Origin of the sequence: Rothia koreensis, from assembly GCF_052232265.1 — a bacterium.
GTDB classification, from domain to species: Bacteria; Actinomycetota; Actinomycetes; order Actinomycetales; family Micrococcaceae; genus Rothia; species Rothia koreensis.
Window position 1 is genome coordinate 394766 of record NZ_CP197643.1, and the last position, 15587, is coordinate 410352.

General features: G+C 66.7%; 11 protein-coding genes, 1 pseudogene and 1 riboswitch. Of the genes and pseudogenes, 4 read left to right on the forward strand and 8 right to left on the reverse strand.

The features are described from left to right. The first annotated feature begins 109 nt into the window (after positions 1-109). The gene (locus tag ACTSLZ_RS01755; RefSeq protein ID WP_443095507.1) at positions 110-781 is read left to right on the forward strand and encodes a TetR/AcrR family transcriptional regulator; all 672 of its coding nucleotides are present in this window, start codon (positions 110-112) and stop codon (positions 779-781) included. Positions 782-839: 58 nt separating this feature from the next. Here the strand turns inward: ACTSLZ_RS01755 and ACTSLZ_RS01760 are convergent, their stop codons facing one another. Beyond that, complete coding sequence (locus tag ACTSLZ_RS01760; RefSeq protein ID WP_238692438.1) at positions 840-1442, reverse strand: TetR/AcrR family transcriptional regulator; 603 nt, start codon at positions 1440-1442, stop codon at positions 840-842. Between the two features lie 84 nt (positions 1443-1526). Between ACTSLZ_RS01760 and ACTSLZ_RS01765 the strand changes: the two genes are divergently transcribed. Then, complete coding sequence (locus tag ACTSLZ_RS01765) at positions 1527-3050, forward strand: MFS transporter (protein ID WP_443095508.1); 1524 nt, start codon at positions 1527-1529, stop codon at positions 3048-3050. Positions 3051-3187: 137 nt separating this feature from the next. Beyond that, positions 3188-4435: a glutaminase gene (locus ACTSLZ_RS01770; protein WP_129316238.1), complete on the forward strand. Its 1248-nt coding sequence runs from the start codon at positions 3188-3190 to the stop codon at positions 4433-4435. A 24-nt stretch (positions 4436-4459) separates the two neighbouring features. Here the strand turns inward: ACTSLZ_RS01770 and ACTSLZ_RS01775 are convergent. The 7 genes and pseudogenes from ACTSLZ_RS01775 to ACTSLZ_RS01805 all read right to left on the reverse strand — a co-directional run bounded on the left by ACTSLZ_RS01775 (position 4460) and on the right by ACTSLZ_RS01805 (position 14235). After that, a pseudogene (locus ACTSLZ_RS01775) lies at positions 4460-5711 on the reverse strand (cystathionine gamma-synthase). Next, the gene (locus tag ACTSLZ_RS01780) at positions 5708-7108 is read right to left on the reverse strand and encodes a PLP-dependent transferase (RefSeq protein ID WP_443095509.1); all 1401 of its coding nucleotides are present in this window, start codon (positions 7106-7108) and stop codon (positions 5708-5710) included. The pseudogene ACTSLZ_RS01775 and the gene ACTSLZ_RS01780 overlap by 4 nt, the downstream one beginning before the upstream one ends. 41 nt (positions 7109-7149) lie before the next feature. Further along, positions 7150-7267, reverse strand: a riboswitch (SAM riboswitch). 97 nt (positions 7268-7364) lie between these two features. After that, positions 7365-9122 (reverse strand): dipeptide ABC transporter ATP-binding protein, encoded by a 1758-nt coding sequence (locus ACTSLZ_RS01785; RefSeq protein WP_443095510.1) that lies wholly within the window; start codon positions 9120-9122, stop codon positions 7365-7367. Continuing rightward, on the reverse strand, positions 9119-10012 hold the full coding sequence (locus ACTSLZ_RS01790) for an ABC transporter permease (protein ID WP_443095511.1): 894 nt from the start codon (positions 10010-10012) through the stop codon (positions 9119-9121). Before ACTSLZ_RS01790 ends, ACTSLZ_RS01785 begins: the two co-directional genes overlap by 4 nt. Then, positions 10009-10962, reverse strand: coding sequence for an ABC transporter permease (locus ACTSLZ_RS01795; protein WP_206064438.1), 954 nt, complete (start codon positions 10960-10962; stop codon positions 10009-10011). Before ACTSLZ_RS01795 ends, ACTSLZ_RS01790 begins: the two co-directional genes overlap by 4 nt. Then, complete coding sequence (locus ACTSLZ_RS01800) at positions 10959-12662, reverse strand: ABC transporter substrate-binding protein (RefSeq protein ID WP_443095512.1); 1704 nt, start codon at positions 12660-12662, stop codon at positions 10959-10961. The genes ACTSLZ_RS01795 and ACTSLZ_RS01800 overlap by 4 nt, the downstream gene beginning before the upstream one ends. A gap of 643 nt (positions 12663-13305) precedes the next feature. Next, positions 13306-14235: a LysR family transcriptional regulator gene (locus ACTSLZ_RS01805; protein WP_129316232.1), complete on the reverse strand. Its 930-nt coding sequence runs from the start codon at positions 14233-14235 to the stop codon at positions 13306-13308. Between the two features lie 308 nt (positions 14236-14543). On the opposite strand from ACTSLZ_RS01805, the gene ACTSLZ_RS01810 reads away from it, so the two are divergent. Next, on the forward strand, positions 14544-15563 hold the full coding sequence (locus ACTSLZ_RS01810) for an EamA family transporter (RefSeq protein WP_443095513.1): 1020 nt from the start codon (positions 14544-14546) through the stop codon (positions 15561-15563). The last annotated feature ends 24 nt before the right edge of the window (positions 15564-15587 follow it).

Genomic DNA, 15587 nt, shown 5'->3' on the forward strand with positions numbered 1-15587 from the left:
TGACATCCTTTCCGAGAGCACCGCTCTCTGTTTGATGCCCTCAGCCTAATCGGGTGCGTGTCGCACTTCAAGAGCACCGCTCTCGTTTCAGGAATGGCACACTGAGGTCATGAGCACCCCACACCTGTCCCGGGCGGAGGCCCGGGCGCACATGGAGTCCGCGATCATCACGGCAGGACGTGAGCAGCTCGTTTCACGTGGAGCGGCGAACCTTTCCCTGCGCGAGGTCGCACGGTCGATCGGCGTCGTCTCCTCCGCGGTGTACAGATACGTGTCGAGTCGCGATGAGTTGTTGACCCTCCTGGTGGTCGACGCTTACTCATCGCTGGCCGACCACGCGGAGAGCCGCATCGACGGGGCCGGAGCCGCCACCGACCGCTTCCGCCGACTGGCCTTCGGCATGCGGGAATGGGCGCTCGACCATCGGGAACAGTGGGCCCTGCTCTACGGCTCCCCGGTGCCCGGATACAGCGCACCGGCGGACAGGACCACGGGGCCCGGCACGCGAGTCATCCGTCTTTTCCTCGAATCGATTCCGTCTGACGTGGACGCCCCCGAACCGAGCAGTGGATTCGCAGCCCAGATCCGGCCCGAGCTCGAGACTCTGGGGGTCGCGGCCTCACCGACTCAGACGGCGTTCTGCATCGAGGCATGGGGAAGCATCGTGGGGTGCATCAGCATGGAGATTTTCGGACAACTCGGCCCGGCGATGGAGGGCCTGGGCGAGGAAATCATGTCACGGACGGTCGATTCCCTGACCCGGAGGCTCGGGCAAGGCTGAGCCTCAGGTGAAGTTCACGCTCGGGCGGAAGCGCGGCCGGGAAGGGCGCGCGGCGTCGTCATGAGGTCGACGTCCCCTTGAGAGCGTCAACGATCTCGAGCAGATCCTCGAGCCCCTGCGGGCTGACCGTGGAGATGCCGAAATTGGTTCCCTCCGGAATTGCATCGAGCACGCCCTCGACGCCCCCGCCGGCGAGGGCGGCGTTGTAATAGAGGCCGTCGCCAATCAGGAGGATGGCCGATGCGATGGCGGGTTGTCCGACTTCCTCGAGAATGATGTCGTACCAGTCCGCGTGGATGCGGCTCATCGCCTCCCGGGCCTTGGGCTGGGCGTCCTGCCCCAGGCTCAGCACAGCCACGAAAGTGCGGTCGATCGCGGCGGCCTGGCCCGACTCCTGGTCCAGGTAGAACGCGGAAGTTCGGACGTAGTACCGGGACGGGCCTTCGGGTGACGCCCGCATGGCGGCGTTGTCCTCCGCGGCGTACTCCAGGAGGCGTTCGATCAGCCCCTCGGCCAACGAGGTCTTGTCCTTGAAGTGATAGAGCAATCCGCCCTTGGAGACGTCCGCGCGGGCCGCGACGGCATCCATGGTGGCCGCCCGCTCCCCCTCGGCGATCAGGATCGACTCGTAGGCGTCCAGGACACGGCTTTTCGCACTCATGACCTCGACCATACTTCCTTGGCACTAAACCGTCCAGACGGTACAGTAATGCGGAAACAATCGTCCCGACAGGAGAGGAGAGCCATGCCTATCGCCCCGAAACGACGCACCGAGCGTCCGGCACTGCATGACCGTCGCTGGCTGGCTCTCGCCGCCTTGATGTCACCGGTTCTTCTGGTTTCGGTCGACAACACGGTCCTCTCCTTCGCGCTGCCGCCGATCTCGGCGGCCCTGAACCCGACCGGTACGCAGTTGCTGTGGATCGTCGACATCTATTCCCTCGTGTTGGCCGGGCTGCTGGTTCCGATGGGCAGTTTCGGGGACCGCATTGGGCGCCGTCGGCTGCTCATGATCGGAGCCACGGGGTTCACCGTCATCTCCGTGGCGGCTGCCTTCGCCCCCAGCGCGGCGTGGTTGATTACCGCCCGCGCCGCGATGGGCCTCTTCGGTTCCGTGCTCATGCCGGCCACGTTGTCCCTGATCAGGAACATCTTCATCGACCCGAATGAACGGCGGAAGGCCATCGCGATCTGGGCCTCGGGATTCTCCGGAGGAGCCGCACTCGGCCCCATCGTGGGCGGCTTCCTTCTCGAACATTTTTATTGGGGATCGATCTTCCTGATGGCCGTGCCCATGCTTGTTCCGTTCCTGATCTTCGCGCGCCTGCTGATCCCCGAGTCACGCGATCCCCACCCCAGCCCAATCGACATCACCAGCATCGTCCTGGTCATGGCGACCATGACTCCCCTCGTCTACGGCATCAAGTCCTTCGCGAGCCACGGGCTCGGGACCGCCGTGATCATCTGTTTCGCGGTGACCGTGCTGGCCGGAGTCTGGTTCGTCCGCCGTCAGCTTCGCCGACCGGACCCCATGCTGGACGTCCGGCTGTTCACCAACTCCGTGTTCTCCGGGGCCGTCGGATCGAACCTTCTGAGCGTGTTCTCGCTCGTGGGGTTCCTGTACTTCGTGTCCCAGCACCTTCAGCTCATCAGCGGGATGACGCCGATGGAGGCCGGCGTCGCCCTGATTCCTGGACTGGGAGCCACGATTGTGGCGGGACTGGCCGTTGTCCCCGTGGTCCGGAGGTTCAAACCCGCCCACGTGGTGGCAACCGGTCTCTTTCTGAACGCGATCGGTTTCGGCGTCATGTTCTTCGCCGGCCCTGCCGGGTCGGACGCGGGCCTGATCCTGGCTTTCGTGATTCTCGGCATCGGCATCGGGTCCGCGGAGACCATCTCGAATGACCTCATCCTGGACGCCGTCCCCGCCCACAAGGCCGGTTCGGCCTCCGCGATCTCGGAAACAGCTTACGAGACCGGCGCGGTTCTCGGGACCGCGGTGCTGGGGTCGATCCTCAACGCCACATACCGAGCAAACGTCTCGATCCCGGACGAGGTTCCCGAGGCGTCCCGCGATGCCGCCCGAGAAACGCTGGGCGGTGCGACCGACGTCGCCGCGCACCTCGGCGGGCCCGCCGGCGAGTCCCTCCTGCACTCGGCCCGGGCCGCATTCGACTCCGGGGTGGGGATCACGTCCGGAATCGGCGTCGTCCTGATGCTCGGCGCGGTACTCATGGCCCTGCGGACTCTCCGCGACGCCAAGTCGTAGCGCCCCTGGCGTTCACGCCGGTATCAGCTCCAAAGGCCGTCTGTGCGCACGCCGTCATACCCCTTGCCCGCGGGATGAAATAGGCTCGACTCAGGCAACCATCCCCCGTTGAACCACGCCGATGCGGAAAGGAACCATTGGAGTCACCCGTAAGGAAGTACCTGCACCAGCTCTTCAATGACACGACCGCCATGGATGGAGGCGATCTCGCCGATTACATTCCCGAGCTCGCCAAGGCGGACCCGGAGGTTTTCTCGATCGCCCTGACCACCATCGATGGTCGCACCTATTCCGTGGGCGACGACGAGCGCGAGTTCACGATCCAATCGATTTCGAAGCCATTCGCCTACGCCTCGGCCCTCACCGACAGGGGCCTGGAGGCGATCAGCGCGAAAGTCGGCGTCGAGCCCACGGGTGAGGCTTTCAACGAGCTCTCCCTCGAGAAAGGGACGAACCGGCCGAAGAACCCCATGATCAACGCGGGGGCCATCACCATCCACAGCATGCTGGCGGAGCCCGATTCCTCCCTGGAGGACCGGGCCAACCACACCGTGGAATTCTTCTCTCGCCTCGCGGGCCGGAAACTCGAAATGGACGAATCCGTGTTCCGCTCGGAGCTCGAGACGGCGGACCGGAATTTCGCTCTGGCCCACATGCTGAGGAACCTCGGCGTCTTCGAGGAGCACGCGCACCAGGTCGTCGCCGGGTACGTCGCCCAGTGCGCCATCAAGGTCAACGTCCGCGATCTCGCCGTCATGGGCGCGACCCTGGCCAACCGCGGCATGCACCCCTTCACGGGTGAACGCGTGGCGAGCCGGGACGTGGCCCGCCAAGTGCTCGCGGTCATGGTCTCGGCGGGGATGTACGACGCCTCGGGGACCTGGTTCTCCGACGTCGGAATCCCCGCGAAGTCCGGGGTCTCGGGCGGAATCCTCGGGGTCCTGCCCGGTCAGGTCGGTATCGGCGTGTTCTCCCCCCGCCTGGACCCGAAGGGCAACAGCGTCCGGGGAGTCAACGTGTTCAACAAGCTCTCGCAGGACATGGGCCTCCACCTGCTCAACGCCGGTATTTTCGGGTCCAACACCATCCGCTCGGTCAGCGAGGGCGACGACGAGACCGTGATGCGGCTCCAGGGAGTCATCCAGTTCTCCGGGGCCGAGGCGATCCTGCACCGCATGGCATCCCTCGAATGCGACCCCGGAACCATGGTCTTCGACCTCACCAAGGTGACCCGTTTGGACGCCATGGCCCGCCGCATGTTCCTCGAGGGCCTCCGACGGCTCACCGCCGACGGCCACCGTGTGGAACTCATCGACCCGGACGAGGTCCTTCCCGATCCGGATCTGGGCGGCAGCACGTACCCGATCCGGCGCGAGACCCCTTAGGGGCCGTTGGCCGGGATCCCGGGGTCAGCGCACTCCGGCCAGGGCTCGATCGAGGTCGGCCTGCAGATCCTCGACGTCCTCGATGCCCACCGACAGGCGGACGACGTCGCTCGGCGGGGCCTCGGGGGTTCCCTTGGTCGACCCGTGGGTCATGGTCGCGGGGTGGGATATCAGCGACTCGACTCCCCCGAGACTCACGGAGAGCCCGAACACCTCGGTGGACTCCGCAAACGCCCTCGCCGCTGCTTCGCCGCCCCGGACACGCAGGGACACGACCCCGCCGAATCCGGACATCTGCCTCGCAGCGACGTCGTGCCCCGGGTGTTCCGGAAGACCCGGGTACCAGACCCGTTCGACGTCGTTTCGGTCCGCGAGCCATTCGGCAATGGTTTGGGCGTTTTCGCAGTGCTGCCGGATACGGACTCCGAGGGTCTTGAGGCTGCGCGAGGTCAGGAACGCATCCTGCGGACCCGCGACGGCACCGCCGGCGAATTGTTGGAATTGCAACACCTCGGCCAGGGGCTGGTCCTCCCACACCGCGTCACCGACGACCAGCGCACCGCCCAACACATCCGAATGCCCACCGATGTACTTGGTGGTCGAGTGGACCACGACGTCGGCACCCCACGTCAAAGGATTCTGGAGCGCAGGCGAGGCGAACGTATTGTCGACGACCAGCAGCGCCCCGGCGGCATGAGCGGCCTCAGCCCATTCGCGGAGGTCCACGATGCTCAGCAAGGGGTTGGTCGGCGTCTCGACCCAGAGGACGGTCGTCGACGGATCAGCGAGCAGGCGGTCGCGCTCGTCGGTCCTGGTTGGGGGCACGAACGCGGTCTCGACCCCCCCACCTGGAATACAACTGGCTGAGGAGCCGATGTGTCCCGCCATAGGTCTCCGCCGCCGCCACCACGGTGTTCCCGGGTCGGAGCACCGAACGCAGCAGGGCGTCCTCCGCGGCGATCCCGGATGCGAAGGCAAAGGCGTGGGTCCCGTTCTCGACCTGCGCGAGTTGCGTTTCCAGGGCGGTGCGCGTCGGGTTTCCGCCACGCGAGTACTCGTATCCGCTCTTGAGCGTCTCGACCCCGTCCTGCGTGAACGTCGAGGTCTGGTAGATGGGCGGGATCACGGCCCCCGTCAAGGGGTCCGGCTCCTGTCCTGCGTGGACGGCGGCCGTCCTGAATCCGGGCCGGACCACGGACGGCTGCGTCCTCGCGGAGGTCCCGTCCTGCGCAGGCCGGCGTGACCCGAGGTCGTTGATTTCTTGCGTCGCGGTCATGCTCGAACGGTCTCCTTCTCGCGTGCGGTGGGTGCCTGGTTCGGGCTGGCTCCGGTGACCCTGTCGAGCGACGTCGCGAGGTCCTGCCACAGGTCCTCGACGTCTTCGCGTCCGAGGGCCAGCCGAACGGTCTGCTCGGTGATCTCTCCCGCCTCCCTGAGTTCGGGGGTGAGTCGACAATGGGTCGTCCACGCCGGGTGGGTGGCCATCGATCGTCCGTCGCCGAGGTTGGCGGCGAGCTTGAACAGTTCCAACGAGTCGAAGAATCGCTCGACGTCGTCCGTGGTCCCGTCGATCTCGAAGGAGAGGACCGCCCCGGTACCGCGTGGGAAGTCGCGGTCGGCGATCGCGGCGTCGCTCGAGCCGGGAAGGCTCGGGTGCCGCACGCTCCGCACGCGCGGATGGGAAGCCAAACGCCGGGCGATCCCTTCCGCAACCCGGCAGTGACGGTCCACCCGGACGTCCAGGGTCTCGATCCCGTCCAGTGCCTGCTGAGCATTCCACGGTGCCAGGCTCGGGCCGAGATCGTTGAGCAGCTGCGCCCTGACGAGGTGAAGGAAGGCCCCGTGCTCGCCGTGCCCCGCAACCAGCGACTGATTGCCGAACCGGCGGCGCGGCGCGGTGAACTGGGGCCATCGGGCCGCATCACTGCTCGGCGAGAACCGTCCGGTGTCCACAACGATTCCGGCCAGCGCGCTGCCGTTGCCGGTCAGGTACTTCGTGACCGAGTGAACGACGACGTCGGCCCCGAGCTTTCCCGGTTGCAGGAGGTGCGGCGTCGCGAGGGTGTTGTCCACCACGAGCGCGGATCCGGCGGCGTGTGCGATGGCCGCGATGTCGGGAATGTCCGGGAGATCGGCGTGCGGGTTCCCGACGGATTCCACGAGGAATGCCCGGGTCCGTTCCGTCACGGCCCGTTCCCACTCGTTCGGTCGATGAGGGTCGACCCAGGTGACCGCGATGCCCGCCTCTGCGAGCGTGTCGTTGAGGAGGTCGGCAGTACCGCCGTAGATGCGGTTCGAGGCAACCACGTGTCCCGCGGGAATCTCGGGGTGCGGCTCGCCGTCCTGGCTCTGCCCCGAACGCCCGGCCAGGGCAAGGAGGGTCAGGGTCAGCGCGGCCTGTCCGGAGGACGTCGCGACGGCGCCGACACCGCCCTCGAGCTCGGCCAGCCGACGCTCCAGGAGTCCCACGGTGGGGCTTCCGGTCCTCGAGTACGTGAATCCGGGTTCCCGCTGACCGAAGCACTCCCTGGCATCGCGAAGAGTATCGAATTCGTAGGAGGCGGTCAGGTACAGCGGCGGTCGAACCGGGCGGGCCGACGGCGGGTCGGTCGTGCCACCGTGGATCTGCACCGTGCCGAGCCCGGGTCCCTGCGGGTATTCCTCTGCTGACATCGTAATCCCCTTCGAAGGCGGGGCGCCGAGTCCTTCTCGTGACGCCGTGCTTGCCGGGGAGCGGTGTGCTCCCGGCCGGATCTTCATCTGGGGCACCCCATCACAGCGGAAAGGGTTGCCGACCGGTCAGCCAGAGCTTCACGACCGGTGCTCGTGATCCTGATAGCGAACTTACAACCTGGTCAGCGGCCTCGAAAGGACATGACCTCCGATTCCGCCGCCACGTCACACACGGTTCACCCGAAGCCCGACGACGTCATATGACGTTCGCCCGGGCGCTTTCGTGACGGGTTCCGGGAACCGCCTCGATGAGTGTCCGAGTCAGCTGCTCCCGCGGGGTATCGAAGACTTCCCCCGCCGGTCCGGACTCGATCACGCGTCCCTCGGCCATGACCAGGACGTCGTCGGAGATCTGGCGGATGACGGCCAGGTCGTGACTGATGAACACGTATGACAACCCCAGCCGCTCCTGGAGGTCCGCGAGGAGATCAAGGATCTGGGCCTGGACCGAGACGTCGAGCGCGGAGACCGGTTCGTCCAGCACGATGAGCTCGGGATCGACCGCGAGCGCCCGGGCAATGGAGACGCGTTGCCTCTGGCCCCCGGAGAGCTCCGCGGGTCGGCGACCGGCCAGGTCACGAGGGAGGGCCACGAGGTCCAGGAGCTCGTTGACGCGTTCGGCCCGCTCCGCGCGGGTTCCGATGCGGAAGCCGCGCAATGGTTCCCCGATCGATGCGGCGACGGTGTACTTCGGGTCGAGGGGACCGGTCGGGTCCTGATGGACGAAGCGCGCCCGGGTTGCCAGTTCTCTCCCCTGCCGCCGGTTGTGTCCCAGGGGCTTCCCGAAGACTTCCAATTCCCCCTGGTCGTAGGATTCCAGGCCAAGGAGAATGCGTGCCGTCGTCGATTTTCCGGACCCTGACTCGCCCACGATCCCCAGCGTCCGGCCTGGGGCCAACTCGAAGTCGACGTCGGTCACCGCCTGGACCCGGTGCGGTCCCGTCCCGAAAGCCTTGCTCAGGCCCTTGGCGCGAACCACGGGCGTGGTTCCTTCCGGAACGATGCCGGTCTTCCGGTGCGGAACCGCGTGCACCACCGGCGAGGCCGACATCAGTCTCCGGGTGTACTCGTGCTGGGGGTCGGCGAAGACGCGTTCGGCGCGCCCTTCTTCCACCACACGCCCTTTCTCCATGACCAGGATGCTGTCCGCGCGGTCGCGGGCAACACCGAGATCGTGCGTGATCAGCAGAAGGCCCGCTCCTGCACGGGCGACCCGGTCTTCCAGGAGGTCCAGGATGCTCTTCTGGGCCGAGACGTCGAGCGCGGAGGTCGGTTCGTCCGCGATCACGAGGCGGGGTTCGCGCGCGAGAGCCAGCGCGATGAGGACCCGTTGTCGCTGGCCCCCGGAGAGTTCGTGCGGGTACCGCGACCCGTGGAGTTCTGGGTCGAGGCCGACGTCGGCGAGCGCCGTCGCGATCCGGGCTGCGGCCTGGCGGCGCGCGGTTCCCGCGGCCCGCAGCGTCTCGGACAGCTGGGAGGCAATCGTGCGCACCGGGTTGAGACCCGTCCCGGTGTCCTGGGGGACGTATCCCAGCAGGTCGCCGCGGACGTTTTTCCACACCTTGTCGGAGGCGCCGCGCATGTCCTGCCCCATCAGCCGTTGTTCGGCCGTTCGTGCGTGCGCGGAACCCGGGAGCAACCCGGCGGCCACGGCGGCGGTGGTCGATTTGCCCGATCCGGATTCCCCGACGACGGCCAGGGTCTGCCCGACCGGGACGGTCAGCGATACGCCTTCGACGGCGGGGGACGCGGCGGGGGCGTAGCGCACCGTCAGATCGCGCAGGGTGAGGGCGGCGACCTGGTTGTCGGTCCCGTGCTCCGTGTGAGTGCGGCCGGTCTCTTCGGCGTCGACCTCGTGATGGTGCGCGTCCGCGGGTCCCGACGCCGCGGGTTGTGTTGCCTCGGTGCGCTGCTGTGCGCGGGATCGGGTCAGGGTTGGGGTCCAGGGAGTCATGATGGTCTCCTCTCCGTTTGGAGGGCGTGGGCAATGCGATTGACGGATACGACGACGCCCGCGATCACCAGCCCGGGGATCACGGTCATCCACCACGAGCTGGCGAGGTAGTCCCGACCCTCGGAGATCAGGAGGCCCCATTCGGGGTCGGGCGGCTGGGTCCCGAATCCGAGAAAGCTCAGGGCCGAGATCGCGAGAACCGCCGCGCCGAACTCGATGGCGGCGAGAGCGCCGACGGGTCCGATCGCGTGGGGCAGGACGTGGCGCAAGAGGATCTCGGGTGTCCTGATGCCCGACATGGTCGCGGCTTCGATGAACAGCGAATTCCTCCAGCGCAGCACTTCGCCCCGCATGAGCCTCGCGAAGGAAGGCACGGAGGCCACGGCGACGGCGACCGCGATGTTCACCGGCCCCGAGCCCAGCGATGCGACGACGGCCAAGGACAGAAGCAGGGAGGGGACGGACTGGAGGACGTCCACGATTCTCATGAGAACGGTGTCGACCACGCGGCCGGCGGTCCCGGCAACCAGTCCCAGGAAGGTACCGGTCACGAAGGACATGAGGACGGCGATGGCGGTGGTTCCCAGTGATGCCCCGGCGCCCTGGACGACACGAGAGAAAATGTCTCGGCCCAGGTGGTCGGTTCCGAACCAGTGGTGGGCGTTCGGCGGCGACAACCGGATGTCGGGATCTCCCAGCAACGGGTTCTCCGTGACGAACAAGGAGGGAAGGACCGCCCAGGCCAGAACCACCAGGACCACGAGAGAGGACAGGATCAGGCCGAAGGGAAGACGAAGCATCGTCGTCGTGGTCCTGCGCCCGCGCCCCTGGGTGCCCACCGGTTCTTCCTCGGGGTCCTCCAGGCGCGTGCTGAATTCGGTGGCAGTCATGAGCGCGACTCCTGGACGGGACGGGTTCTGGGATCGAGGATCGGGTAGAGCAGATCGACCACGAGGTTGACCACCACGAACACGAGAGCGGACAACATCACGACGCCGAGGACCACGGGCATGTCCTGTCCCGTGACCGATGTTTCGGCGAGCCGACCGATCCCGTTGCGGGTGAAGACCGTCTCGACGATGACCGCGCCACCCAGAACGTTGCCGAGGACCACGCCGGCGATCGACAGGAGCGAAACCCCGGCCGGTGGAAGCGCGTGCGAGAGGAGGAGGCGCACTCGGCTCAGGCCGGCGGCACGGTATGTCGTGACGAATTGCCGCGTCCACTCGTGGGTGAGGGATCGCAACAACACCTGGGCGATCATCGCGCCGAGAGGAAGCGAGAGCGTCAGTGCGGGGAGAATGACTCCGGCGAAACCGCGCGCCCCGATCGCCGGGATGAGGCCCAGTCGGAAGGAGAAGAACTGCAGGAGGAGCAGGCCGACCCAGAAGGTCGGCAGGGAGACCCCCACGCTCGGGAGACCCGAGAGCAGATTGCGCAACCACGGGTTCCGCGCGCCGACGGCGGCGAGTGCCACCAGGATTCCCCCGGGGACGGCGATGAGCAGCGACCATGCCGCCAACTCGATCGTCACGGGCAGGGCCTGGCCGATGGCCGCCGTCACGGGCTGTCCGGTGGTGTACGACGTCCCGAGGTTTCCTCGCACTGCGTCGCCGAGAGAGGTCAGGTACTGGACGATCAGCGGCTGGTCGAAACCGTACTGGTGCCGAATCTCGTCGATTTCCTGTTGGGTGGCCGTCGAAAGGTCTCCGCCCAGCACCGCGGCCACGGAGTCTCCGGGCAGAGCGTACAGCAGCAGGAAGGCCAGGGTGTAGGCGGCCCAGAGCACGAGCACACCGAAACCGAGGCGACGCAGGATCATCGCGACCACCGGGTTCATTGGGTCGCTCCTCTCGCGGAGTCGGAGTTGGCGCCGGCGTCGGAGCTGGGGCCGGATCCGGGGCCGGTCGTGCCGTCGGCGTCGTCCAGCCAGGTGTCGTACAGCTCGAAGCGTGAAGACGCCTCGTAACGGAACCCCTGGACGTGGGGCGACGTCGCCATCACACCGGACAGCTCGACCAGCGGGACCGAGTGCGCGTCCTCGATCAGGGCGGACACGGAATCATCGACGAGCTTCTTCCGCTCCGTCGGATCCTTGACCCCGGCCGAGCGGTCCAGGTCCTGGTCGACCTGCGCGGGCTCCCGCCTGTTCCGGTTGGCACCGTTCGCGTCGAAGACGGTTCGGAGCACGTCCGGATCCGACCGGGTCAGATTCATGAACTCGGCGTCGGCCTCTCCGGATTGCCTGGCCGCCTCGGTGTTGGCGACCGTGGTCTGCTCGAGCTTCATCTCGATGCCCGACTCCCTCAGCTGCTGCTGCACGAGTTCCAGGAAGGGCGCGGACTGCCAGTACTTGACCGTGAAGCTCAGGGTCCGGCCGTCCTTCTCCCTCAGACCGGTCTTGTGGTTCATCGTCCATCCGGCCTGGTCGAGGAGTTTCGCGGCGCCGTCGGGGTCGTGGCCCAGCAGATCGGAGACGTCCTGGTAATCCGGTGTGGACCGGGCGAGCAGCGACGTCGCCGGTTCCTGGTACCTCGAGAGCAACGCCCGCAACTGGTCGCGGTCGATGGACTTGGTCAGGGCCTTGCGCACACGTTCGTCGGAGAAGAGCGGCCTGGACTCGTTGAGGATCAGGTTGTAGACGACGCCGGGGTTCGGCCGGTCGAGGATCTTGTAGTCCGAGGCCTGGAGGAGTTCTTCGTCCTGGGGCTGGACCACGGTATCGACGTCGATCTGGTCGGAGGCCAGGCTCCCGTTGCGGACGGTCGCTTCGGGGACGATCGACATGTCCACGGCGTCGAGGTAGGCCGCACCCGTATGGTCTGCCGAGTCAGGGGCCCAGGCGTAGTCATCGAACCTGTCGAGGTGGACGCTCTGTCGCGGAGTGTATTTCGCGAGCCGGAAGGGCCCGGTGCCCACGACGTCGCCCCCGCACCGGTCCTCGGCGGATTTGGCCAGCGTGGCGTCGGAGTAGAAACCGAGGGTCATGGTGGATGTCGCTTGGAGGAACTGGGCGTTGGGTTCGTCGAAGTCCACCGTGACGGTTCGGTCGTCGGGTGTCCGTATGTCCGACAGGCCCGTCAGGTAAGTGGACCCCAGGCTGGCCTTGGCCCCCAGGTCCTGGATCGCCCGCAGATTGTTCTTGACGGACTGGGCGGTGAAATCCGTTCCGTCCTGGAATGTGACCCCGTCCCGGAGGTGGAACGTGAACTCGGTCGAGTCGTCATTCACGTCCCACGATTCCGCGAGCCAGGGCTCCAACTCACCGGAATCGGGGTCCTGGTAGGTCAACGAGTCGGTGACCTGTCGGGTCACGTTGAGGGCGACGTTCTGTCCGGCTTGTTGTCCGTCCACGCACCCGGGATCGGCGTCGAAGGCAAGGCGGAGCGTTCCCCCGGAGACGGGGGAGTCCGAGGTGTGCTTGCTTCCGGCGTTCTCGGAGGATCCGCACCCGGTCAGCACGAGCAACGTGCTGAAGCCGAGAGCAAGGAGACTGGCCCACCGGAAATGAGGCTTCCGGTCTCGGGGCGGCAAGGGCATGAGAATCTTCCTGGGGAATTGTTTCGGGCATCATGACGACGGCGACGCCCGACCCGCCCAAGATTCACGGGGATTGCGGCGCCGCTCAGCGGATAGGACAGTCCAATGCCTCGAAGCGCGAGGCCAGCGCCCAGGTCTGGGAATTCCTGAAAGCGGTCACGATGCGATTCCTCTGGATTGCGAGTGACACGGGGTGATGCCGTGCGTCTGCCATCAGGCTATCCATCCCGGTCGCGAGAGTCAGAGGAATTGAAAGAATCCGTCATCTGGCTCAAGAAAACGCAGTCTTGGGCGATCGACGTCGGCATCTCCCCCGCCCCTGCACTCCCCGCCCCTCCCTGCGATCACGCGATCACACGATCGCGGGATCGCGCGAGGTGGCAGTTTTGTGCGGCTGCGACCGCGAAGTGGCAGTTCTGTGCAACCACGACCGCGAAGTGGCAATCTTGTGCAACCGGAACCGCGAAGTGGCAGTTCTGTGCACCCACGCCCGCGAAGTGGCAACCCCGTGCACTTTTCGGGCCGAAACCCGCACAAACCTGCCACCTCGCCACGAAAACCGCACGAGATTGCCACCTCGCCCCCGGGAAGAAGCACGCCAGCCCCCGGGAAGAAGCACGCCGCCAACTCCCCCCCCCCGGCGTTACTCCGTCAGCCGCAGGTCGGGTTCCGGTGCGGTTTCTCCCCGGACGGCTTCCTGAAACGCCTCCCGACAAGCGAGGATGGCGGGGTGGCTCGCTCGGCCCGTGCGGTTCGATGTGTAGACCATCCGGTGGTCGTCCCCCGGGAGGCCGATCAGCCGGGTTCCGGCCAGGTACTGCCGGTTGAGCAGGGCGGGGATCAGGGCGACGGCGTGCCCCGTGCGGACCAGGTGGGCCTGGATGAGGGGGTTCCTGGTGTCGAATCGGACCCTCGGCTCGAATCCGGCGCTGCGGCAGATTCCCCGTGCCCACTGACCCGTCGGCTGGTCCGCGGGGTCCATCGCCCAGGGTGCGTCCTTGAGGTCGCTGAATCGACGGGGAGTCTCGGCCAGAGGACCCTCTCCCGGGATGACCAGGTTCAGCGGATCCCTGATCACGGTGGTCCTGTCGACCCCTTCCCGTACCGGTTCGGCCAGCCCCGGATATTCCTCTCCGATGATCACGTCGAATTCGTGGGCAAGGAGTCCTTCGTAGGCTTCCCCGACTTCCCGCTGAGTGATGTCGACCGCGAGCTTCGGGTGCCTCTCGTCGAGAATGTCCAGAGCCCGCGAAGCGACCGTCATGACCGCGGTCTGGAAGGCCCCGATGCGCAACGTGCCTCCCACCTCGGTGTGGGAACCCGCCAGTTCCGACTCGGCGAGCTCCATGCGGGCGAGCATGGCGTCCGCGTGGTGAACCAGATTCTCCGCCTCGGGAGTCAGACGCACCCCGCGTCCCACATGCTCCAGGAGCACGACGCCGGCCTCCCTCTCCAAAAGAGCCAACTGTTGGGACACGGCCGACGGCGTGTACGCCATCGACCGCGCGACCTTCGCCAACGTCCCCATGCGTTGGACCTCGCGAAGCATACGGAGCCGCTGAAGATTGAGCACAGTTTTCTTCCTCCCGGGATCCACGGGCGCCAGTCGTTTCCCCGGATATTCCGGGATCTCGTCAGTACGGGCTGTTGGTGAGTGGGGGTGCCCGACGTCGGCGCTCACGTCGGCGGTCACCTCGGCAGCCGACGTCGTTCGGCGGCTCCGCCCGATGATTATTTTTTCTTACCTTTTGGGGTTAGATACATTCGCTAGACTACCCATTCCCTGAAGGCCCATGCTTAATACCTGCCCCTCCCGCGTTGTTCCGGGGATCAGGGCGACGTCATCAGATTCGTTCCTTCAGGAGGTGACCCGTGAACACCATGAGCACCGGACCCGCAACAGGTGTGACTCCGGCCGTCGTGACCACCGGCTCGATACCCACCGTGAGCCCGGGGTCGGACTCTCCTCGGAGCATGGCCCCCGGGATCCTGTTCGTCATCGGTTCCTGCACGTCACTCCAGCTGGGTGCCTCGATCGCGACGTCGCTGTTCCCGCAGCTCGGCCCCTGGGGCGTCACCTCGTTGCGGATGTTGTTTGCGGCGGTCATTCTTCTGGTCATCACGCGGCCTCGGGTCGCCGGGTGGACCGGCAAGCAGTGGCGTTCCGTCGTCCTTTTCGGGCTCGCTCTGGCCGGCATGAACGGCTTCTTCTACGCGGGCATCGCGCGTATCCCGCTCGGGGCGGGTGTGGCCATCGAGTTCCTGGGCCCCTTGGCGCTGGCCGCCATCCTCTCCCGCAGGATCGTGGACTTCCTGTGGGTGCTGCTCGCCCTGGCCGGGATGGCCGTGCTCGGCGTCGAGAGCGTGACGGCCGCGAGCGCCGCTCTGGATCCCCTCGGGGTGGTCTGCGTGCTCATCGCGGGCGCATTCTGGGCCGTCTACGTCCTGACGAGTGCCCAGGTCGGGCGCACGGTCCCCGGCACCGGCGGTCTCGCCGTCGCGATGGCGGTCGCGGCCGTGGTTCTTGCCCCAGTCGGTGGACCCTCCGCGGTCCATGCGTTCTCCGACCCGAAACTCCTGGTGATGGGGGCCGTGGTGGGGCTGATGTCCTCGGTCATTCCGTACACTCTCGAGCTCAAGGCGTTGCGGCGCCTTCCGAATGCGACCTTCAGCATTCTCCTGAGCCTCGAGCCCGCTTTCGCTGCCCTGTTCGGTTTCCTTCTGCTGCATCAGGTGGTCGGTCCGCTCCGGTTGCTCGCCATCGCGCTGGTGATTCTCGCGTCGATGGGCACCACTCTGTCCGCGACCAAGGTCCGACGTCCGGGCTCGGCACGCCGTCGAGGTCGGAAGGCCCAGCGGTCGGATGAGAGGGAGAACCGGGAGCAGGTCCCCACGGGGTGAGACACGACTCGCCCGGGAGGGCTA